The sequence below is a fragment of the Bacillus sp. FSL K6-0042 genome (genome assembly GCF_038006685.1).
GTDB lineage: Bacteria > Bacillota > Bacilli > Bacillales > Bacillaceae_G > Bacillus_A > Bacillus_A pseudomycoides.
Genome location: NZ_JBBOVS010000001.1, coordinates 3,900,177 through 3,922,894, shown reverse-complemented (window position 1 = coordinate 3,922,894; position 22,718 = coordinate 3,900,177). Strand labels below are relative to the sequence as shown.

At 37.5% G+C, this 22,718-nt stretch carries 22 protein-coding genes, 3 pseudogenes and 1 other annotated feature; of the genes and pseudogenes, 8 read left to right on the top strand and 17 right to left on the bottom strand.

What is annotated here, in order from left to right:
• Positions 1 to 346 precede the first annotated feature (346 nt).
• The 7 genes from MHH45_RS20150 to MHH45_RS20120 form a co-directional block, all read right to left on the bottom strand.
• Positions 347 to 1,258, bottom strand: coding sequence for a hypothetical protein (locus MHH45_RS20150; RefSeq protein WP_340862880.1), 912 nt, complete (start codon positions 1,256 to 1,258; stop codon positions 347 to 349).
• A gap of 146 nt (positions 1,259 to 1,404) precedes the next feature.
• Positions 1,405 to 3,813 (bottom strand): leucine--tRNA ligase, encoded by a 2,409-nt coding sequence (gene leuS / locus MHH45_RS20145; RefSeq protein WP_016116728.1) that lies wholly within the window; start codon positions 3,811 to 3,813, stop codon positions 1,405 to 1,407.
• A gap of 66 nt (positions 3,814 to 3,879) precedes the next feature.
• Positions 3,880 to 4,167: a binding site (T-box leader), on the bottom strand.
• Between the two features lie 52 nt (positions 4,168 to 4,219).
• Complete coding sequence (locus MHH45_RS20140; protein ID WP_016116729.1) at positions 4,220 to 5,413, bottom strand: MDR family MFS transporter; 1,194 nt, start codon at positions 5,411 to 5,413, stop codon at positions 4,220 to 4,222.
• A 393-nt stretch (positions 5,414 to 5,806) separates the two neighbouring features.
• Positions 5,807 to 6,679, bottom strand: a complete 873-nt coding sequence (locus MHH45_RS20135) for an ABC transporter permease (RefSeq protein ID WP_016116730.1) — start codon at positions 6,677 to 6,679, stop codon at positions 5,807 to 5,809.
• The gene (locus tag MHH45_RS20130) at positions 6,651 to 7,616 is read right to left on the bottom strand and encodes an ABC transporter ATP-binding protein (RefSeq protein ID WP_016116731.1); all 966 of its coding nucleotides are present in this window, start codon (positions 7,614 to 7,616) and stop codon (positions 6,651 to 6,653) included. Before MHH45_RS20130 ends, MHH45_RS20135 begins: the two co-directional genes overlap by 29 nt.
• 65 nt (positions 7,617 to 7,681) lie before the next feature.
• A complete protein-coding gene (locus tag MHH45_RS20125; protein WP_016116732.1) occupies positions 7,682 to 8,857 on the bottom strand; it encodes an anti-sigma factor family protein in 1,176 nt (391 codons plus the stop codon).
• Positions 8,858 to 8,860: 3 nt separating this feature from the next.
• Positions 8,861 to 9,388: an RNA polymerase sigma factor SigX gene (locus MHH45_RS20120; RefSeq protein WP_033671567.1), complete on the bottom strand. Its 528-nt coding sequence runs from the start codon at positions 9,386 to 9,388 to the stop codon at positions 8,861 to 8,863.
• 389 nt (positions 9,389 to 9,777) lie between these two features.
• On the opposite strand from MHH45_RS20120, the pseudogene MHH45_RS20115 reads away from it, so the two are divergent.
• A pseudogene (locus MHH45_RS20115) lies at positions 9,778 to 9,882 on the top strand (DUF6584 family protein); the annotation flags it as partial.
• A 340-nt stretch (positions 9,883 to 10,222) separates the two neighbouring features.
• On the opposite strand, the pseudogene MHH45_RS20110 reads toward MHH45_RS20115, so the two are convergent.
• From MHH45_RS20110 to MHH45_RS20085, 6 genes and pseudogenes are all read right to left on the bottom strand, one after another.
• Positions 10,223 to 10,723: pseudogene (locus tag MHH45_RS20110) on the bottom strand (cation:proton antiporter); the annotation flags it as partial.
• Positions 10,724 to 10,758: 35 nt separating this feature from the next.
• Entirely contained in the window at positions 10,759 to 10,947 is a 189-nt protein-coding gene (locus MHH45_RS20105; protein WP_016116735.1) for a hypothetical protein, read from the bottom strand.
• 300 nt (positions 10,948 to 11,247) lie between these two features.
• Positions 11,248 to 13,101 (bottom strand): FtsX-like permease family protein, encoded by a 1,854-nt coding sequence (locus tag MHH45_RS20100; protein WP_016116736.1) that lies wholly within the window; start codon positions 13,099 to 13,101, stop codon positions 11,248 to 11,250.
• Between the two features lie 16 nt (positions 13,102 to 13,117).
• Positions 13,118 to 13,879 carry an ABC transporter ATP-binding protein gene (locus MHH45_RS20095; RefSeq protein WP_016116737.1) on the bottom strand — a complete coding sequence of 254 codons (762 nt, stop codon included), beginning with the start codon at positions 13,877 to 13,879 and terminating at the stop codon, positions 13,118 to 13,120.
• Positions 13,880 to 14,013: 134 nt separating this feature from the next.
• Positions 14,014 to 14,163, bottom strand: a complete 150-nt coding sequence (locus MHH45_RS20090; RefSeq protein ID WP_003208774.1) for a hypothetical protein — start codon at positions 14,161 to 14,163, stop codon at positions 14,014 to 14,016.
• A gap of 15 nt (positions 14,164 to 14,178) precedes the next feature.
• Positions 14,179 to 14,442, bottom strand: coding sequence for a YtzC family protein (locus MHH45_RS20085; protein ID WP_003208776.1), 264 nt, complete (start codon positions 14,440 to 14,442; stop codon positions 14,179 to 14,181).
• Between the two features lie 110 nt (positions 14,443 to 14,552).
• Between MHH45_RS20085 and MHH45_RS20080 the strand changes: the two genes are divergently transcribed.
• The 6 genes and pseudogenes from MHH45_RS20080 (at position 14,553) to MHH45_RS20055 (ending at position 19,396) form a co-directional block, all read left to right on the top strand.
• On the top strand, positions 14,553 to 15,512 hold the full coding sequence (locus tag MHH45_RS20080; RefSeq protein ID WP_016116738.1) for a TIGR01212 family radical SAM protein: 960 nt from the start codon (positions 14,553 to 14,555) through the stop codon (positions 15,510 to 15,512).
• The gene (locus MHH45_RS20075) at positions 15,509 to 16,081 is read left to right on the top strand and encodes a class I SAM-dependent methyltransferase (protein ID WP_016116739.1); all 573 of its coding nucleotides are present in this window, start codon (positions 15,509 to 15,511) and stop codon (positions 16,079 to 16,081) included. Before MHH45_RS20080 ends, MHH45_RS20075 begins: the two co-directional genes overlap by 4 nt.
• 191 nt (positions 16,082 to 16,272) lie before the next feature.
• Positions 16,273 to 16,599, top strand: a pseudogene (locus MHH45_RS20070) (hypothetical protein); the annotation flags it as partial.
• A gap of 75 nt (positions 16,600 to 16,674) precedes the next feature.
• Positions 16,675 to 17,358 (top strand): aspartate/glutamate racemase family protein, encoded by a 684-nt coding sequence (locus MHH45_RS20065; RefSeq protein WP_016116741.1) that lies wholly within the window; start codon positions 16,675 to 16,677, stop codon positions 17,356 to 17,358.
• Positions 17,359 to 17,367: 9 nt separating this feature from the next.
• Positions 17,368 to 17,910: a tetratricopeptide repeat protein gene (locus MHH45_RS20060; RefSeq protein ID WP_016132133.1), complete on the top strand. Its 543-nt coding sequence runs from the start codon at positions 17,368 to 17,370 to the stop codon at positions 17,908 to 17,910.
• A gap of 175 nt (positions 17,911 to 18,085) precedes the next feature.
• Positions 18,086 to 19,396 carry a PepSY-associated TM helix domain-containing protein gene (locus MHH45_RS20055; RefSeq protein WP_016116743.1) on the top strand — a complete coding sequence of 437 codons (1,311 nt, stop codon included), beginning with the start codon at positions 18,086 to 18,088 and terminating at the stop codon, positions 19,394 to 19,396.
• A 19-nt stretch (positions 19,397 to 19,415) separates the two neighbouring features.
• On the opposite strand, the gene MHH45_RS20050 is transcribed toward MHH45_RS20055, so the two are convergent.
• The 4 genes from MHH45_RS20050 to MHH45_RS20035 all read right to left on the bottom strand — a co-directional run bounded on the left by MHH45_RS20050 (position 19,416) and on the right by MHH45_RS20035 (position 22,086).
• A complete protein-coding gene (locus MHH45_RS20050; protein WP_016116744.1) occupies positions 19,416 to 19,652 on the bottom strand; it encodes a hypothetical protein in 237 nt (78 codons plus the stop codon).
• Positions 19,653 to 19,665: 13 nt separating this feature from the next.
• Positions 19,666 to 19,980: a PH domain-containing protein gene (locus MHH45_RS20045; RefSeq protein ID WP_033671570.1), complete on the bottom strand. Its 315-nt coding sequence runs from the start codon at positions 19,978 to 19,980 to the stop codon at positions 19,666 to 19,668.
• A gap of 204 nt (positions 19,981 to 20,184) precedes the next feature.
• Positions 20,185 to 21,246, bottom strand: coding sequence for a tetraprenyl-beta-curcumene synthase family protein (locus tag MHH45_RS20040; RefSeq protein WP_016116746.1), 1,062 nt, complete (start codon positions 21,244 to 21,246; stop codon positions 20,185 to 20,187).
• Between the two features lie 36 nt (positions 21,247 to 21,282).
• On the bottom strand, positions 21,283 to 22,086 hold the full coding sequence (locus MHH45_RS20035) for an alpha/beta hydrolase (RefSeq protein WP_088093791.1): 804 nt from the start codon (positions 22,084 to 22,086) through the stop codon (positions 21,283 to 21,285).
• 74 nt (positions 22,087 to 22,160) lie between these two features.
• Here MHH45_RS20035 and MHH45_RS20030 point away from each other — a divergent pair, with 74 nt between their 5' ends.
• A complete protein-coding gene (locus MHH45_RS20030) occupies positions 22,161 to 22,673 on the top strand; it encodes a gamma carbonic anhydrase (RefSeq protein WP_016116748.1) in 513 nt (170 codons plus the stop codon).
• Positions 22,674 to 22,718: the final 45 nt, after the last annotated feature.

Genomic DNA, 22,718 nt, shown 5'->3' with positions numbered 1-22,718 from the left:
TCCCGCATTAACGGGCAGTAATACCCCCACCTCAAAATTCGGTGAAAGCAAATAAGTTAGGTGAGAGATAAACTGCCCGTAAAAGCCCGATTGGTGAGGGCTTTTAATCAGTGGGGGATGAAGAGAACCCCCACTGATTAAAGTTTCACTTTATTTTTTCTTCTTTTCTGTCGGTTGACTTTGTTTAGCGAAATTAGATGAATCATCGAAATTCGGTTGCTTTTTACCAGCATTATTACTTCTACCTTTTCCCATATGTAATGCACCTCCTCTCCTCCTTACTATTCCCAAAATAAAAAATCCCCTTGCGCACAAGAGAATTTTTTTATGTTTTTTATTTACTCTATTAGTGTCCGTGTCCAGCATGCCCTGCCGCGCCCGCTGTTCCTGCAGTACTTCCTGCACTTCCCGCTCCGCCATACCATATTTGCTGTTGTTGATGTTGTTGACCATGGTGTTGATGCTGGCCATGGTGTTGATGCTGGCCATGGTGTTGATGTTGTTGACCATGGTGTTGATGCTGACCATGGTGTTGATGCTGGCCATGGTGTTGTGTTTGATATAAAACAGCCTGTGGATGAATTTGATGGTGACCATGATGATGTACTTGTTGCTGATGATGACCGTGTTGCTGGTGGTGACCGTGATGTTGGTGGTGACCATGGTGTTGATGCTGGCCATGGTGTTGTGTTTGATATAAAACAGCCTGTGGATGAATTTGATGGTGACCATGATGATGTACTTGTTGCTGATGATGACCATGATGTTGGTGGTGACCGTGATGTTGGTGGTGACCGTGATGTTGGTAATGACCGTGATGTTGGTAATGACCGTGATGTTGGTGATGACCGTGATGGACGTGATGACCATGAATCATTTGTGGACCTACTCCTCCTACTAGAATAGGAGCAACACCACCAAATCCTGGTTGCGGACCAACTGGTGCAGGGAAGCCAGATTGTGCCCCGCCTACAAATGTTGGAAATGTAGTTGATGCCCCTACAGGAACTCCTCCTCCTACAAATGCCGGAAATGTAGTTGGCGCTCCTATAGGAACTCCTCCTTGCGCTCCTCCCACGAATGTTGGCATTCCTGTTTGCGCTCCAGCTACAGATGTAGGAACTCCTTCTGATGATCCGCCCATCCATGTTGGGTTCCCGCCATATCCTTGTTGTCCGGCTCCTCCCATTAGCATTTGTGCATAGCCATCCTCACCTATCATAAAGCCGTGCGATGCGTTATTATCCATCCCTTTCATTTCTTTCACCTCTTTCTCTCAATTTAACCTGCCTTTGTTATCATATTTCGCATACAAGAATAGGTGTTTGTCTATAAGGGAATTCCACTCATTTTTCAGTTGTCTCAAAAAAAGAGCAGCCCTCTCATAAGGACTGCTCTTTCCTATTAATTTGCAACGATATTAACAAGTTTTCCAGGAACAACAATTACTTTACGAACTGTTTTCCCTTCAATTTGTTCTTTCACTACTTCGATAGCAAGTTGTTCCATTTCTTCTTTTGATGCGTCTTTTTTCGTTTTCAGTTTCGCACGAACTTTACCCATAACTTGAACAACGATTTCAACTTCATCTTCTACAAGTTTAGACTCATCAAATGTTGGCCAGCTTGCATATGTGATTGTTTCACTGTGTCCAAGCTTGCTCCAAAGTTCTTCCGCAACGTGCGGTGCAACTGGTGCAATCATTTTCACGAAACCTTCTACATATTCTTTCGGAAGTACTTCTGTTTTATATGCATCGTTAATGAACATCATCATTTGAGAAATTGCAGTGTTAAAGCGAAGCTCTGCATAGTCTTCTGTAACTTTCTTCACTGTTTGATGGTATGCTTTCTCAAGTTCTTGATTAGAGGCATCTGTGATTTTCTCACTTAGTTCACCATTATCTTGAACAAATAGACGCCATACACGATCTAAGAAACGACGAGCTCCGTCAAGACCATTTTCAGACCAAGCAATTGAAGCATCTAATGGTCCCATGAACATTTCGTAAAGACGAAGTGTATCTGCACCATGGCTTGCTACGATATCATCAGGGTTTACAACATTCCCTTTTGATTTACTCATTTTCTCGTTATTTTCACCTAGAATCATACCTTGGTTAAATAATTGTTGGAATGGCTCTTTCGTTGGAACCACACCGATATCATATAATACTTTATGCCAGAAACGAGCATATAGTAAGTGAAGTACAGCGTGCTCTGCACCGCCGATATAAATATCAACTGGAAGCCATTGTTTTACTTTTTCAGGATCTACAGGTGCTTCGCTGTTGTTTGGATCGATGTAACGTAGGTAGTACCAGCAGCTACCAGCCCATTGCGGCATTGTATTTGTTTCACGACGACCTTTTTTACCAGTCTCAGGATCGACAACATTTACCCACTCTTCGATGTTTGCAAGTGGTGATTCACCTGTACCAGATGGACGAATGTTTTCTGTTTTTGGAAGAACTAATGGTAATTCTTCTTCTTTCACAGCTGTCATTGTGCCATCTTCCCAATGGATAACTGGAATCGGCTCACCCCAGTAACGTTGACGACTGAATAACCAATCACGAAGACGATATGTTACTTTTTGATTTCCTGCACTTGTTACTTCAAGCCATTCAATCATTTTAGCAATTGCTTCTTCTTTATTTAGACCATCAAGAAATGCTGAGTTTACGTGTGGACCATCACCTGTATATACTTCTTTCGTGATATCTCCGCCTTTTACAACTTCTTTCATTGGAAGGCTAAATACTTGTGCAAACTCATAATCACGCTCATCGTGAGCTGGAACTGCCATTACAGCACCTGTTCCGTAAGTTGCAAGTACATAGTCAGCAATCCAGATTGGTAATTTCTCACCGTTTACTGGGTTAATTGCATAAGCACCAGTGAATACGCCTGTTTTTTCTTTCGCAAGTTCTGTACGCTCTAAATCACTTTTCGCTTTTACAGAATCAATGTACGCTTCTACTGCTTCTTTTTGATCCGCAGTTGTAATTTCTGTAACAAGCGCATGCTCTGGAGCAAGTACACAGTAAGTTGCACCAAATAGTGTATCAGGACGCGTTGTGAAGACTGTAAACTTCTCATCTGTACCATCGATGTTAAAGTGTACTTCTGCACCTTCAGAACGACCGATCCAGTTACGTTGCATATCTTTTAAGCTTTCCGGCCAATCAAGATCATCTAAATCTTCAAGTAGACGATCTGCATATGCAGTGATTTTTAACATCCATTGTTTCATCGGACGACGCTCAACAGGATGTCCACCGCGCTCACTCTTACCGTCGATAACTTCTTCGTTCGCAAGTACTGTACCAAGTGCTGGGCACCAGTTTACAGGTATTTCATCTACGTAAGCTAATCCTTTTTCAAATAGCTGTAAGAAGATCCATTGTGTCCATTTGTAGTAGTTTGGATCTGTTGTATTTACTTCACGGTCCCAATCATAAGAGAAGCCAAGTGCTTTAATTTGGTTACGGAACGTGTTAATGTTTTTCTCTGTAAATTCTGCTGGGCTATTTCCAGTATCAAGTGCATATTGCTCTGCTGGAAGACCAAATGCATCCCATCCCATTGGATGAAGAACGTTATATCCTTGCATACGTTTCATACGAGATAAAATATCCGTTGCTGTATATCCTTCTGGATGTCCTACGTGTAGCCCAGCTCCTGATGGATATGGGAACATATCTAGTGCATAAAATTTTGGTTTTTCTGTCTCATCTGGCGTGCGGAATGTTTTATTCTCTTCCCAATACGCTTGCCACTTCTTCTCAATTTCTTGATGATTAAAACTCATGAGATATCCTCCATTCAAATTGTATTTATTTTCACCGCCTAAAATACAAAAAAACTCTCATCCCTAGAAAGGGACGAGAGGTTATAGATTCCCGCGGTACCACCCTAAATTAATGTAATAAAGGATGTTCAAAACGTCCGGTAAAGATAGCTGTCGCATTTCTTTATCTTCCTTTTGAACAAGCACTAATATATACATTCGCTTAGATCCGTAACGTGGATAGACGGCAATTGCTACTTTGGTTCACAACTGCAACTCAAAGGCGAGTTCATAACGAAACGTGGATTGACTTGCACCAACCGTCAACTCTCTAAACCAGCTTCTATTACTACTACTCCTTCTCACTGTTATTACAAGTATGAGTTAATTTAAATATATTCTAAAACATGTTACATGTTCCGTCAAACTAAACTGCAATTTTTTCTTCTACTGTTTCTTCCACTTTCACTCGTTTATCATAAACACTCGTTGCGATAAGCGCTACTACAAGCATTACCATGATTACTATAAACAATACTTCCATATTGTATAAGTCAACAATTGCTCCGCCAACAACTGGTCCAAACATTTTCCCAACAGTCGCTGCGCTATTTACAACACCTTGATAAAAACCGATCTTATCATTTGGTGCAAGGATATTCGCAATCGTTGGAACAGCTGGCCAAACAAATAATTCACCAATTGTTAATGTCACCATCGCGACAAGGAACATGGTAAATTGCTGCGCTTGACTAAGTACAATAAATGACACTGCAAAAATGCCGATTCCGATCATAATTTGTTGTTTCAAAGAACGCTTCATCGCACGAATAATCATACTTACTAATGGCTGCGCACAAACAATCATCGCCCCGTTTATCGTCCATAACAGGCTGTAATGACGAAGGCTAATATTTAATTCCTGCATATGTGTCGCAATCGCACCTTGCCATTGTACATATGTAACCCAGCATAAAGCATATGCTACACATACGATAAGAAGTGCCTTGAATCCTGGTGTAAGAGACCAACCTTTTTCCGCTTTGACCGCTGTTTGTATACTTTGTTCATTTTTGTCCTCCATACCACGGAATCCGATAAAAGCAATTAAGAAGAAAATAAAGTATAAAATAAAGTTCGCTAAGAAAATATAATCAAAACGATAAGAAGCAACTAAACCACCGCACGCTGTACCAACAGCGATTCCAACGTTTTGTCCAACATACATCGCATTAAATGCTCTCCGTCCGCCTTCTGGCCAAACCGTACCAACCATCGCATACATCGATGGAAAGACCATACCAGAACCGAATCCAATTAACGCAAGCCACACAACATATAATGGCCAACCATGGAAGAATACAAGACCTAAAATCGCTAATAGTGTAATCACAATTCCTACTAAAATCGACTTGTATCCGCCCCATTTATCAAATAAAACACCGCCGAGTAAGTTACCAATTACTCCTGTTAACGAGTTAATCATTAATACCATTCCGGCCACAGATAACGATTTCCCTAAATGATCATGTAAATAAATTGTATTAAATGGCCATAAAAAAGAAGCACCCGTGACATTAATAATCATCCCAGCTACTAATAGCCATACTTTCCTTGGCATAGTTTCCCCTCCTATTCTGTTTTTTTCGTTCTATACATAACAGTAAAATTGTAGTCGTTTTTAAATAGGAAGGCAACTGATTAATAGTTGGTGAAATTCAGATAATGAGATATTGACTATATAAACACAAATTAAAAAATCGATATAAAAACCCTCTTTTTTAGGCAGGCGAGAGCATCTGGTCACGCATAGAAACGGTCAGGGTCTTTCCTGCCACATGCAAGGTTTAAAACAAAAGGAGAATGCAAGTAGCGATCATGGTGTATTCTGCACGGCAGTGACTTATATGTCGAAAAATTAAAATGGATATATATAAAACCCACATCTACATAAAGAGGTGGGTTTTAGTTCACGCTTTACAGCATTGGGAGAATACACTGAAATTTCATCCCCTTATAAATCACGTGATTTAAATGTACGAATCGCTATAAAAATAGCTGCTAACACATATAAAACAGCATAAACAATCATCATATTACTCGGTGTCGAAACACTCCCGAACACTCCTTGTGAAGCTATTGATAAAGGATTGTCTCCTGAATCAAATAAATAGATTGTCATTTTACGATACATTGTATCAATTGGGAATAAAAGGCTTGCAATTATGCCCATGTTTACAAGTGCTGTTTTTTGTGCCAATGTACCGATTTGTTCAACAAATCCGCCAATAAACCCAGTTCCGTACAAAATAATTAACACAATGCCAGCATTTAATGTTGCCATACGCGTGCTTAGTAATATCGCGATGCTAATTAAAATAACAGGCTGGATCAAGAAGAGAGCCAATGCTTTTATAATCTGCGTCGCCGTGAAATCTAAATGAAACGTGCTCCCTCCCATTGTTTGATGGATGAGTACGATACTTATAAACAGGAAGGCTGCGTACGCAATCAGTAAGCAACATAAGCCGATCCACTTTCCCATTAAAAAGGAAAAGCGTGAAATCGGTCTCGTTAGCCATGTATCAATTTGATGACTTTCAATTTCATTTGCAATACTGCCAACACTACTTAAAATAGCTAGCAACGCAGTAATAAACGAAGAAAAGTACAACCCCACTCCAAGAAGCTGTGTAGAAATAAAACTTTTGTTCATAAAATCTTGAGCTGCCGAAAGACCGCTAGATTCTCCTGGAAGGATTTCACTGACGGCGTAATGAATGGCCACTCCATAAAATATTAAAAAGGCAAAAGTCATACATAACGTAATGGTGAAAATACGCTTTAACAAAATTTCTTTAAATGATAATTTGGCGATTGTCCACATGCTGCGTCCCCTCTTTCTTATTTACCCAGTACATAAACACATCTTCCAAATGCGGGTGAACCGGATTTAACTGATACACAGGAATATGTAGTGCTACAAATGCTTCTAACAATCTAGGAATGTCATCTTCTTGTTGTAGCGTGATAATCCAACGCTTACGATTTTGCTGTTCTTCTATCTTCCGTACATTTTTAATAAACGAAGGCAATTGTTTAAAGAATAATTCGCTCTTTTCACCAAGTATTACTTCAACTTCCGTTTGAATCATCATCAATGAGCGCCAATCTCCTTGTACGATTAACTCTCCCTTATTAATAATCGCCACGTGATCACATACATGTTCAATTTCATTTAATAGATGGCTGTTTAAAAATACTGTCTTCCCTTGGTCCCGAAGCTCTTCCATTAAATGACGCACTTCTTTCCGCCCGATTGGATCAAGCGCAGATGTTGGCTCATCTAAAAAAATCAATTCCGGATCAGAAAGCAGAGCACAAGCAAGTCCGATACGCTGCTGCATTCCTTTTGAATAACCGCGAATTTTTTCTTTTTCCCTACCCTTTAAGCCAACTTTTTCAATAACCTCACTCATTTTTGCTTTCCGCTCACGAGAAGGAAGATCGCATAGTTTTGCATGCGTTTCAAGTAACTGCCATCCGGTCAGCCAATCAGGATAGCGAAACAGCTCAGGTAAATAGCCAATACACCGTTTTGATTCTATTGTCCCAATCGGCTGTCCTAACATTTGCGCCATTCCAGAATCCGGATGAATTAAACCAAGCATCGTTCGCACAAACGTACTTTTCCCTGCACCGTTAGGACCTATAAATCCGAATACAGTACCGCGCGGCACATCTAATGAAATGTTGCGGATACCGCCTTTTCCGTTATATTGTTTTGTTAAGTTCTTCGTTTGAATAATCCAGTCTTGTTTCATGTTTTACCCCCGCTCTATACAGGAACAGAGCCGCCCCATTTCGCGGAGCCGCTCTTGTTCAATCATTATTTTAATTCATTTGCAAGTTTAATAAGATCGTTTGCATTCAAATCTTTCTCTTGCTCTTTATGTTGCTCGATCATGTGCATTTTTCCATCTTTCTCCCAAATAAGCACGTTTTCATATTCAGTACTATATAAAACGGTCCTTACTCCTTGAACCTTTGTCTCCGATACTTTTGCACCTTTTGCTACATAAGGAATCGGCAATGTATGTGTCCAATCTTGAATACCTGCAAGTTGTGTTTTCACATTCGCAGGAATAATCGGAAGCTCTAAAACTGTTTTTTGTAATTTCGTAACATTTACACCCTCTGGAACAGAAATTTTTGGTGCATCAATTACATTATAGGAAAAAGCGCTTGATGTTCGATTGCCCTCAACTTCTATTTGAGTACGTACTGATTCCGGAACTGTGATCGAAAACTGCTTACCATTCAAAGCACTTTCAAACTGCGTATTGCTTTGTAGTTGTTTCAATAATTTATTAGCTTTTTCTGTATCGAGCTCAAATTGCATAATAAATGACGGATTCACATCCACATTCGTTACACGATATCCATCTGGCACTTTTGGAACAGCATATCCAGCTTCTCTTGCTTGCTGTTCCGACTGAAAATGAGCATCTTTTTTGCTTCCATTATCTTTGATTCCTATTTTCCCAATTCCTTTAATGGACTTTTCTCCTTCTTCCATGTTAGAGATCCATCCTTCAATTTCACGTAAATCAGAATCTGTAAGTTGAACTAACTGCACATCCTTTACTCGAAAAATCGATAACAAGTTACTTGCTCCTGCCCGTACTTCTGGAACTGTTAAAGACACACACACAACTGCCGCTGCTGCTGCTGCAGTAATCCAACGTTTAGATGATTTCTTCATATTATGCCATCTTCCCTTCTTTTTACTTTCTTCACTGTTTGTTTCTTCCGTTTTATGATTTTGTATATTTTGTTCAAAGGTTTTCCAAGCTTGGTCAACATCGATATCAATCTCTTCACTAACGTTTGTGAATTCATCATCCACTACAACTTCTACCCATTGATTAAGCTTACTTACTTCTTCTAACGCCTTTTGACATGCTTTACATTGGTCAAGATGTTGAATATATTGCTTTCTTTCATCGCGGTTTAATTCTCCATCTAAATACGCCTGTATAAATCCAATATCTTGGCATTTCATTTGTCACTCCTCCTTCATCCCTCTATACATCTTCCGAAATTTCGCTTTCGCTCGTGCTAGCAATGTTCCAACCGAGGAAACTTCCATATGAGTAGCCTCCGCGATTTCTTTATATTGAAATCCCGAAAACTTCATTAATAAGAGGGTACGTTCACGCTCATCCATTTCTTTTAATGTACTTTGTACACGAGTAATTTCTTCTTTTTGAATACATTTTTCTTCCGATGACGGACTGCTAATTGATTGTTTATAATTTGCTTCTTTTTCAATTCTTGCTTGATGCCTTTTTTCAGATCGCAAATAGTTATATGCTGCATAAATGGATGCTTTTGCTAGCCATGCCGATACACTTTCAATCTGTTTCCATTCTGTATGATATAATTGCAAAAATACTTCCTGCGCTAAATCTTCAGCAATTGCTTGATCTCGCACAATTCGCATAATTTGTCTCACAACGTGAGCATAATATTGTTTAAATACATCTTGAAACTGTATATTAGAAACTGAATCTTGTTCATATATATTTAACAATGAAGCTTTCACCTCCACTAATTTCTTCCTCCTTATTAGCCACTCTCACTATAAAGAAACCACAAACTTGCTATTTGTGACAAAAAAATAAAAAATATTTTCTTGTAATGGTTCATCCTTATTATAACCGTGTATTGAAACCAATTTTAATTCCTTGTTCTCTAAGAGATTTTGTTAAGAAGTATAAATCTATATATAAGTTAAAAAACCAACATAAAAACCTCCTTTCTTTTTAGGGAGACGAGAGCATCTGGCCGCGCATAGAAACGGCCAGGGCCTTTTCCCACCACATACAAGGTTTAAAGCAAAAGGAGGCAGCAAGTGCAAGTCATGTTGTATTCTGCATAGCAACGACTTATATGTTAAAAAATTAAAATGGATATATATAAATCGAAAAAAACGACATTACAAACAATGATTTAGGAAAAGCAAGAGATCGACTACATGGTTTAATTCCGACTTATCCCAATGTATTAGCTCTGCGCAAGAAATTAACGAATTGAAAGAATCTATCAATGAATTAAAAGATGAGGTCCGTAGTTTAAAAGAAGAAAAAGAAAAGCTTTGATATCGGTGATAATCTCGGATTTGTTGCTATACTAATTTTTTTGTTGCAATTATGTATATCACTCGTTAATAAAAAAAGGGGCTAACACTCAAAAGACCGCTTTTAGCGGTCTTTTGGGGGCAGCTCCTTTCTATATTGGAATCGATCTCTAAAAAAACAAATCCTGTCCCACATGATTTCCTGTTATAACTTGCATTCTATTTTGTAATTACATCAATAGAGTTATTTTGTGAATAATCTTTATATTAAAATTTTTCATAAGAGATTCATCCTATTTTTGATTTTGGCCGTTTTTTAGAACTCCATTTAAATATCTTATCTAATACAGCATATATCCTATTGGATTCCTTCGCTAGTAAAGGTCCTACAGATGCTAATATCAAAACATATAAAGCTGAAAATGGTTTAATTGTAGCCATTAAGCCACCTGCCATCCCAATGTTTGCTAAAATGATAGAAAATTCTCCTCTTGATACAATTGTTAATCCAATATTCACAGAAGCCTTATGGGATAACCCTGCTTTACGTCCAGCAATCATTCCAGCTACAAAGTTTCCGCAGATTGTTAATAGAACCGCTCCTAGTGTTAACCATACAGCCCCACCAAGTGAAAAAGGGTCAATACTTAAACCGAAACTGAAAAAGAAGATGGCTCCAAAGAAATCCCGGAAAGGAACAACAAGATGTTCAATTCGATCACTATGTTCTGTTTCAGAAAAAACTAATCCTAAAAGAAGAGCTCCAATCGCTTCCGCAACACGAATCGTGTATGTTGCCTATTTTCACTAAAGTTATTTATGCACTACACAACTGGGGCAATAGATTTTAATATCCGTAAAAACTCAGGGTATTTATGATTGGGGAATTTAACATTATAAAAATTGGTTGAAATAACAAAAATCACAAGAGATAAGAATGAAAACACTATAACATCTTTTGATTTCAGCATGGTACCAACTAGACGAAATAACGATTCATTTTGTGTATTCAAAATTGTTTCCTCCTATCTTCTAAAAATAGGTTTCGTAATACGTTGTTTCATAATTCTTATCCCTTATTTATGTTTTACTAAACAATACTTGTTCATCTCTCCTTTCTTCACCTTTATGTTTTTTCTTATTAATAGATTTTTTGAAATTAGGTCCGTATACTTATAAAAAAAATCGCCCGAAACGTTCAAGGCGACTTTTTTATAAGGTAACTTTACATATTTACTTTGATAGGTTATGAGATTTATGAAACGTTTTAATCAAAAAAATACCGAGCACCCTCTGCTCGGTATTTTCCTATCTTAGTCTTCTTTCGGAAGAACAATTCCTTTATACAATTGAACTGTAATGAAGTAATAAATCGCGTAAATGACTATGAAAATAACAATTGGAAGCCAAATACGGAAGTACGGGTCAATTAAGATAAATCCGAAAATATTCATACCAACTAATACGTGAGCGATACCCACAATCGCTGGGAATAAGAATACTAAGAATAATTCTTTATAGATAGACTTCGTTAATAATTCACGGCGAACACCGATTTTACGAAGCATTTGATAACGCGTAATATCGCTTGATGCACCCGATAGAATTTTAAACATTAAACAACTTGCCATCATTGCTAAGAAAGCAATTCCTAGGAAGAACCCCATAAATACTGTTCCACTAGCGATGCCGTAAAATCCAGTATAAAATTGGTTCTTACTTTGCAAGGAATTTTCTTTTACATTTTTATATTTAACTAGCTGCAACTCGTCAATTTTTTTCCACTCTTTTTTATATGTTAAGAAATCATCTACTTTTCCAAGTAATGCAACGCCCTCTTTACCTTGCAAACCATCATACATTTTTTGGTCTACAATTTTAATTGTTTGATTAGGGGATACATAAATTGGATGAATCGTGCTTAATGCCTGATCCCACTCTTTTGGAATCACATTATCAGATTTTTCTTGACCGGAACTCAAAATCGCACCTACTGGCAATTCTTCAGAAGCTCGTTTCACTTTACCAATATCTTTCATTCCTTTAAAATCTTTTAAATCTTGTACTAAAGGACGATTTTTCTCTAAATCTTCTTTTAAATAATAGACATATTTATCGTCTGTTTTGTAACGATACTCACTTTTCTCTTTAAATGTAATACCATCTAAAATTTTCTTCTCTTCGGCTGTTGGATTATGAATCGTAACATCATAAATTGCCAAACCATCGACAGTAAGCATAACGTTATTTTTGAACGCCATACCGCCTGAAATCGCACCTGCTCCAAGCGCCACTAACATCGCTACTGTAGCTAGTACTTTTGTTAAGCTATTGATGCGGAAATTTAACTGGGCAAATGTAAAAGCATTAAGTCCTTTTTCAGTACGCTTTTTATTACTCTTTAGCTTTTTAATAATAAGCGGAAGGAATGTTCCAAATAACATGTAAGTTCCGGACGTTACAGTGATTAATGCAATAATAATCCCCATTTGCGCCAACTTACCCATGTAAACCATAGAAGCATAGCCGATTGCTAATAGAATAATTCCAACGAATGCAGCTATAACAGTCTTTACTCCTGCTTTAGAAACACGATCCGTTTTAGAATCTGCATGAACCAGTTGTAGAACCGTAATACGTGATAATTTGATACTATTCATAATTGCCGATAAAACAAATAGTATTAAGAAGAAAATACATGTAACAAGCATAGATGGAACATAAAATGCATGATAGCCACCTGCAGTAAATTCAAGCTGCTGCATAAGTAGTTTACCAATTCCTTGCGCGAGCCCTACACCGACTGCAATACCAACTACAAGAGATGCTGCTCCTAATACAATTGTTTCAATAAACATAAGCAGTGTCACCTTATGCTTTTTGGCTCCTAACATCATATACATACCAAATTCTTTTTGACGAAGTGATAGCAAGAAAGAATTAGCATATAAAATATAGAAGAATGTAATGATGGCTAATAGTACCGCACCAGCATGGAAGACGAATTGAATACTACTGATTACAGAATTCGCTTCAATAAATGCTTTATTCAATGCTAACGTTTGGAACATGTAAAAGATCGAAATTGACATTACAAGACCAACAAGTAAGACAATGTAATCTTTCAGCTTACTTTTCAGTCCTGACATAGAAAGCTTAAATAACATGTCTGAACCTCCTTTCTTATGCTTTTTGTGTGCCTAAGTCTGCAAGCACATCTAAAATTTCTTTATAGAACGCTTCACGCGTACCACCGCGGTGAATCTCTTTATATAACTCGCCGTCTTGAATGAATAAAATACGCTGACAGTAACTTGCGCTATATGGATCATGTGTAACCATCATAATAGAAACACCTTGTTCTTCATTTAAGTTTGTCATCGCATCTAAAAGACTCGCTGCATTTTTAGAATCAAGCGCTCCTGTTGGTTCATCTCCTAAAATGATCGCTGGTTCATGTACAAGTGCGCGCGCTGCTGCTGAACGCTGTTTTTGTCCACCAGATACTTCAGATGGGTACTTTTGAAGAATTTCTGAAATCCCTAACATTTTAGCTACCTTTTCTACTTTTGTTCCGATTTTACGTGATGGAACACCTTGTAGAGAAAGTGGCAGAGCAATATTTTCATAGATTGATAAGTTTTCTAATAAGTTAAAGTCTTGGAAGATGAATCCTAACTTTTGTGAGCGGAAATCAGATAGTTCTCCTTGCTTCATTTTTGTAATATCCGTACCTGCAATTTCAACAACGCCGCCCGTTGCTTTATCCAGTGTTGAAATTACATTTAATAACGTTGTTTTCCCTGAACCAGATGGTCCCATGATTCCAACAAATTCACCCTCTTGAATAGAGAATGATACACCTTTTAAGGCGTGTGATTGGCTCTCACCTTTTTTACCGTATACTTTTTGGACGTTTTGGACGTCTACAACTGGTCTGTTCATACATATCCTCCTACGTTTGTTTTCTCTTTTCCCATTTTGCGCCTTTCCAGGGTTATCTGCCATTGTTTTACATTACATTTACCTTACATTTTTGTAAGATGACAAAATAAAACCAGGTCATACTGCGACCTGGTTTACTCTGATTGCTTCGATTTTTGTGGTTGTCCTTTTTTACGATTACGTTGTTTTGCTTGTACCACTGGATCGAGTTCATTTGAAAACTCTGCGTTATGCCCATTTTGTGTTTTTTGCTCTGGGTTGTTTTGATCTGAACGCTTTGCCATGCCTATCACTCCTTATTAGTGCGGTGTAATAATCATTTGATGCTGCAATTGACGAACTGCCATACGAGCACGGTTTAGCTGCTCACGCTGTTCATCATTCGCATGTTGCTGCATGATTTGTAAATCATTATAGGCTTGCTCTAATTGTAATTGCGCATCAGAATACTCCATTGTATTGTAATGCTCTTGTCTACTTCCGATATCTAATTGCTCTTTTGCATACTCTATTGCTTGCTCTGCTTGCGTAATGTATTCTTCAAGTGATTGACGCTCTGCCATGATGTAGCCTCCTTGCCTTTAGTTCTCCTTTAGTGTGTCCCTTCCATATCGACCTTATGAGTATGTTATAATGGATTTTGTTTCATTTTAGGCTTTAGGAGGGATATGTAATGAAGGTTCAAAACCCTTTTCCATATACAAATGACAATAAACGTTACCATACGTGGAATTATCACTTACGAAAAGAGTTCGGCGAAAAAATCTTTAAAGTTTCATTAGATGCTGGATTTGATTGCCCCAACCGCGATGGCACAGTCGCATACGGCGGATGTACATTTTGTAGCGCTGCTGGTTCTGGTGACTTTGCTGGTGACCGCCGCGATGATGTTATAACGCAATATCATGAAATGAAAGAAAAAATGCACTCGAAATGGAAAGATGGAAAGTGTATTGCTTATTTCCAAGCGTACACGAATACCCACGCTCCTGTTGAAGTATTAAAAGAAAAATTCGAACCACTTTTAGCTGAAAAAGACGTTGTTGGTCTTTCCATCGCAACTCGTCCTGACTGCTTACCTGACGATGTTGTTGAATATTTAGCTGATTTAAATAAACGGACATATCTTTGGGTAGAACTTGGGTTACAAACTGTCCATGAACGTACAGCGAACCTCATCAACCGTGCCCATGACTATCCATCATATGTCGAAGGTGTAAACAAGCTTCGTAAGCACGGTATTAAAGTATGTTCACATATTATTAACGGTCTTCCTCTTGAAGATTATGACATGATGATGGAAACGGCTCGTGAAGTCGCAACACTTGATGTGCAAGGGATTAAAATTCATTTGCTTCATTTATTAAAAGGAACGCCAATGGTGAAGCAGTATGAAAAAGGACAACTTGAATTCCTTTCTCTTGAGGATTACGTAAGTCTCGTTGTCGACCAACTTGAAATCATTCCAGCAGATGTCATTGTGCACCGCATCACAGGTGACGGTCCGCCTGACTTAATGATTGGTCCAATGTGGAGCTTGAATAAATGGGAAGTATTAAATTCCATCGATGCGGAATTTGTACGCCGCGGAAGTTGGCAAGGAAAATATGCAAACGAGGTGAAACCCGTATGAAATTAGAACGTGTATTACCGTTTGCACGCACGCTTTTGCAAACAGCTGTCAAAGAAGGTGATTATGCCGTAGACGCAACACTTGGCAACGGTCACGATACTTGTTTTTTAGCGGAGATTGTTGGAGAACACGGGAAAGTATTTGGATTTGATATTCAGCGTGAAGCAATTGAAAGTTCGGCTACTCACCTAAAAGAAAGAGGACTTGAAGAACGAACTGTTCTCGTTCATGATAGCCACGATACTTTGTTATCTGTATTACCAGAAGAAGCAAAAGGCAAAGTAACCGGAGCCATTTTCAACTTAGGTTACCTTCCTGGCGGTGACAAGCATATCGTTACCAAACCAAACTCAACGATAGCTGCCATCGAACAATTATTAGAAGTCATGGCACCAGAAGGAATTATCGTTCTTGTCATTTATCATGGACATCCAGAAGGACAAGTAGAGCGCGATGCTGTCCTGCAATTCGCCGAAGAGCTGGATCAAAAACAAGCTCACGTACTTCGTTACGGCTTCATCAACCAACAAAATAACCCGCCATTTATTGTGGCGATTGAGAAACGCTAAATATATCGGCGATTCAACAAGAATCGTTATAAAAAACGTGCATGTGCTGCACGTTTTTTATTGTTCCGAGAATAAAATATGCCATATAATGGATGTGCGAAATCTATAAAGAAGGAGGCAATCATTTTGTTATTAGAACTAAAGGAAATACAAAAGGCCTATGGCAAACAACTGATACTAAAAGACATTCATTTATCACTGGTCTCCTTGCACATTTTTCTTTATCCATACTCGTTATTTCAATCGCAACATTATTTACACGAAATATCATTAAAAAAGCAAGTACAGCTTGGCTTAGTCTTTCTTTTGTACTACTTATCACAATTGCTTCCATTCGTCTCAAAAAAGAAATGCCGGAACTATTATGGGTTTTTCCGCCTATCAATAGTTTTCTGATGCTTGGACAATATGAACATCATTTGCTTGTTCACGTGCTTTGGCTTACTGCATGGGCACTTATATACTCGCTCTTATTAATTACTCTATTCCTTTTTCTCGTTCAAAAAAAACGATTTTAAAGAAGGAATATACGATGAAAATCGAGAAGTTTTAAATTCATATATTAAAATTTACCAACATAAGGAGAACTAACAATGATCGGAATATTAGCAGGAATGGGACCAAAGTCAACAGGCCCATTCGTTGATACAGTAGTCGAGCAATGCCAAAAAATATACGGTGCGAAACATGATATGGACTTTCCACATATGATGATTTATTCCTGTCCAACACCTTTTTATATGGATAAACCTATTGATCATAAAGCTATGGAAAATGCTATTATAAATGGCGCACAAAAACTTGAAAACACAGGTGTCGATTTTATTGCCATGCCTTGTAATACAGCGCACTTATATTTTTATGAACTACAAAATTCAATTTCAGTTCCCATTTTAAATATGGTGGATGAGACGATAAAAGAAATACCCGATCACGTAAGGAAAGTAGCTCTCTTAGCAACCGATGCGACTGTTCAATCCGGTATATATCAAGATGGGATTGCAAAACGTGGTATGGACTATATACATAAAAATAGCTGGCAAACCGCTATCACTCAAATTATCTCTAACATAAAAACAGGGAACCTAAATAAAGCAAACGAATTATGGTATACACTTTGTATAGAATTATCTGAAGCAGTAGATGCTGTTATCGTGGCGTGCACAGATTTAAATGTCGTATCGAAAACAGTGCCATATAACTTTTACTTGGTTGATTCATCTACTTGTCTTGCGCAAGCTGTTGTAAATAAATATTTATCCTCTCAAAAAAGTTAGGAGGATTCCATGAAAATAGAAAACAGCCCTTTCGAAATGGACTATACATTCGATGAAAACCTTCGTGAAAAACCAGTATCCCTTACGCAAATGAAGCAAGGAATCACATTTTTAAAAATAAACTTGCCTGATTCAGATTTATCATATGCAAAGCAATGCGGTTTAATCGGCGTTTACGAACGAATAGTAGGAGACCTTGCCGAAAGTAAATACTACTTACAACAAGCTATAGAGCAATATGAAACCTTACAACATATACAAGGAATTTTTATTAACAAACTCCGCCTTGCACATGTATATCACTGGGAAAAAGATTTTGAAAAAGCAAATGAGATTTTCACTGAACTCTTTCACATGTTACAGCAAAATGATTTAGCGCATTACGAGGATTTTCTCTATCAACATTACGGAAAAAGCAAATTAGATGAAGGGGATCTAAAAGCAGCTTTCTCTTACTTTCAAAAAGCACTGCAAATTCGATTAGAAAAAGGAAATGAAGAACTGATTCGCTCGACAAAACTATGTATCCAACATTGTTCTTCGTACCTATAAATATATCAACCCCTCGACAGAAATCGCTAAAAAGACGTGCGCATGCTGCACGTCTTTTTTATATGCCCCCTAAAACTTTTAACATTTTTCACAATTCTTTCAAAATAATCACACTTTATCCCGATATATTAAATGAGCATTCATTTTATAAAAGGTTGGACGGGGGATTTAAAATATGAAAAAAAATCGATCGCTTCATTATATTTTCTGGAGATGGCATTTTTACGCCGGTCTCTTCATAGCACCGCTACTCATTACTTTATCACTCAGTGGCATTGGTTATTTGTTTCGAGAGGAAGTTGAGAATTTCATCTATAAAGATTTATATTTTGGAAATAGTAGGCAAACAGAATCTCTTTCTATGTCTGAATCCATTTCAACAACAGAAAAGAAATATCCTCACTATAACGTGACGAAAATTAGCTATTTCAAAGATGATCATAATACAAGACTCACAATGGCAAATGAATATACGGGTGATCAGAAGTATGTTTACTTAGATAAACATAACCAAATTATTGGGGATCAAAATGCTGATGCAACGTTTGCAAATATTATGCGAGAACTACATAGCTCTCTTCTAGTAGGCGGTACCGTTGTAAACTACTTAGTCGAACTAGCCGCTTGCTGGACGATTTTTTTAATTGTTACTGGTTTATATATGAGTATAAAACGCTTCAAGAAACCCCTGGTATCAAACGCTAGAGAGAGGTCCAAACGACTTCATAGCATAATTGGTATTGTATTCACAATTCCACTCATTCTCCTAGTATTAACAGGATTACCTTGGTCTGCTTTTATGGGAAAACAAATTTATAACATAGCAACTTCCAATGAATCACTAGGATATCCGAAATTATATATGGCTCCTCCAGAGTCTAAGTTTAAAGAGTTACCGTGGGCGACTAGACAAGAAACACCGCCACAATCAGATTCAAACGAACAGACAGCTCTTTCAATTGATGAGTTAGAGAAATCGATTCAAATTGAAAAACCATATGTCATTTCATTACCAAATGAGCCAAAAGGAGTATTCACTATTTCAAAATCTAGCGGTTCTGGTATTACAGGAATGCACGTATCACCAAATGAAGAAATTACTGCTTATTTTGATCAATATAGCGGCACTCTCATTTCAAAAATTGACTATCGTGATTATGGCTTATTTGCACAGTGGTTTTCTTATGGTATCCCCCTTCATGAAGGACATTTATTTGGATGGCCAAACAAAATACTATGCTTACTTACAACCTTGTCCTTACTATTCCTCATTTATTTCGGTGTTAAAATGTGGCTAGCAAGAAAGCCACAAGGTAAGGTAGGAGCACCATCAAAACAAAAAGATAAAAAAAGCATATTTGCCTTTATACTTATTATGATTTTATTAGGAATTGTCATGCCTTTATTCGGTTTATCTGTTCTTATCATTTTTGTAATTGAGTTTTTACTATATCTATTCTCTAAAATATGGGTAAAAAAAGTATAGAAAAAAGCATTTGTACAATTCATCTTGTACAAATGCTTTTTATTTCTGACTCAATTTTTTTCTTTCTCTCACGAATTAAAAAAAGAACATCACCAATAATAATAGTCCCTATAATAGCCTGCGCTACATAATCCATCGTAGTTGGATCACCAGTTCTGTTTATCATCGTATACACTCCAAGCAAGAATGAAACCGAAAGACATACTAACAAGATAATTTCTATATGTTCATATAGTTTTTTTAAGAACTGTTTCATTGTGATTCCCCCTTCAAACCACCATTATCTCTTCTAACTTTCGAACAAATACACCAGGGTCTGCATTTTGAATATATTTTACTTTTATCCATTCCGTACCATGTTGAATTGAAATTTTAATTCCAAACAAACCTTTTTTCACCTTTATAGCGGATATTTTGTCAAATAAAAATTCTTCAAATAATGTATTTCCAGCAATATCGGGTCCACAGAAAAAGAGTCTTTTATTAGTCAAAACGAGTATGCCTGGTCGTGGAACGCTCCGATATATAAAAATTTCCAAAGAACATTGAATATACAATACAATGTTTTCATCATCATGTAGCATCTCTTTGGCTTGATTTAATATATTCTCCACTTTAATCCCCGCCTTTTTAAACTGTTATACTTTAATTATCCGAAGATTAAAATATAAAGTCAAAAAAAAATAGCTACAATAACATATCGACGATTCGACATAGAATATCGACCGTTCGCCAAAAATCAACATAGAAAAAGACATGCACCAAATGCACATCTTTTTCTATTTCTATCACTGCGCCCTTTTCTTTCGGTACATCTTCCCGTTCCAATAGAAGAATCGTGAAGTGAATCCACCATATTTCACGATGCGCCGTGCCATTTGCTGCATATTTTTTTGCTCTGATACCTTTTGATCAGATAAATAAATCCCAAGGAGACCGCGGCTAATAAGGCGATGAAACTTCGCATGTGGTAAGTCACCAATATTTCTTTCTGCTTCTTCCACAAAATGCTTCATTCGCTCTAATACGACTTGTTCATTTTCATAATAACTACAGAAATTTAAGTCCCCGCCAAGTCGGTCTTCTTCTTGATCAATAAAGTAATCAAGCAAAATATGAAGCCCTTGTACGTACGGGAAATAACCTTGCTTAATCTTTGCAATATCTTCATCAAGTAATTCATCATGAAACGCATACGCCACGAGACAAAAGATTCCAAGTGTTGATCCTGCACATGCCGAAAATTCAAACCAGCTCATTGGGGGTACATTTTCCTTATGAGCCTCAAACCATGTTTGTAAGCGCGGTTCTCTTTCTTCTAGTTTCACATGCTTATGAATTTGTAAATCACAATAATAACAAGCAAGTTCGTGAAGAATCGGAGCGATTTTATCATAGTGCTTCGTTTTCTTTAAAACATCTTGGCATGTTGCAACAAGCTCATCTAAATAACCACCATCATCTTGATCATCTCGATAACGATAGTAATTGCTTCCTTCACTCTCTGGTGTTAATGCAGTCAGCATTGATTCATGCAGTGCAGCAAAATCATTCGGATCAAGCGATGTACTACGATCACATAAATTATCTAAGTAATCACTAATCGTCTGATACGCCACAATAAAACGAATACATTCCTCGCGTTGTTCATTTGCGAGCAGCGCTAAAATACCACCGCCTTCACAATGAAATGTTTTATGCTCAATACTTGCAATCGCTTGACTATGAAGTTCGTCATTTGGAATATGGTAGGCACGCTCTTTCCACATCGCTAGCTCATGGTGTACAACCGGAAACACATCACGGTATACTTTCGCCATGAGCGTTATGGGATTACTCGGTACGTTCACTTCTTCCTTCATCTCCTCTATTAAATGTACAAATAATTATTTATTTGTTTCTATTATGTTATTTACATGTATTTCAGTAAATGACTTGATATAGTTCAAAATCTCATCTCGCTCATACTCATTTAATAGCTCATGGTAACAATTTGGCCATTCTTTATATGCCTTATCACTAATCTTTAAGTTATCAAACCATTTACGGACACGTGTTTTATCTACAAGTTTATCCTCACATGCCTGCATTAGCAAGAGCGGAACGTCTGGAAACTCATCTATTTTGTCATGAGCAATCTCAATAGATTTTATCAATTCACTATACCAACGAACCGATACCTTGCGCAAGAACAATGAATCATTTTCCATCGCATCGCGAACTTCTTTATTTCTCGTTGACATGTTTACTGTAAGTTTGGTGGGAAATTGAAGTTTTGGCGTGATAATATTTAACACCTTTGAGACAGCTCGAAGCGGAGCAGCAGGTACAGCTAATACACCTAAGCATGGCGAGCTTAATATAATTCCATCTATATCGTCTCTCTTCGTTTCTTCCATCATTCGAATGACAATAAGACCGCCCATACTATGTCCAAATAAAAAAATAGGTAGCCGATACTTTCTTGCTTCTTTCACCCATAATTTTATTTCTTCTATGTATTCATCAAATGAGTCAATATGTCCTCTATTTCTTGAAGTTGTTCCATGAGCTGGAAGGTCTCCCATGACAACATGATACCCGAAATGATTCCACATTTCTGCTAGCGCCTCATAACGTCCGTGATATTCCATCGCACCGTGCACAATCACGATTACCGCTTTGGCTGCTTCCGCTTCATAATTCCACATACGAAACTCCTCCATTTCACTCTTTCCCTTAATTTGATACACTAAAACTAGTTTCTAGGAAAGGAAGGCTTTACATGATATATCCTTATAAAGATAAAAATCCGAAAATTGCGAGTAGTGCTTTTATCGCTGACTATGTTACGATTACAGGCGACGTCACAATTGGTGAAGAATCAAGCATTTGGTTTAATACAGTCATTCGTGGTGATGTGTCTAAAGTAATAATTGGAGACCGCGTAAATGTACAAGATCAATGTACACTTCATCAAAGTCCACAGTACCCTCTTCTTTTAGAAGATGATGTAACAGTTGGACATCAAGTTATTTTACATAGCTGTACCTTAAAAAAAGACTCTTTAATCGGGATGGGATCTATTATTTTAGACGGTGCTGAAATTGGTGAAGGTGCATTCATCGGTGCTGGTAGTTTAGTTTCACAAGGAAAGAAAATTCCACCTAATACACTGGCCTTCGGTCGTCCGGCAAAAGTCATTCGCGAATTAACAGATGAAGATCGCAAAGATATGGAACGCATTCGCAAACAATATGTTGAAAAAGGACAGTACTATAAGTCACTGCAAAAATAGTCTCTACTTGCTGCCACCATGATGGCAGCTTTTTTCGTTAAAACT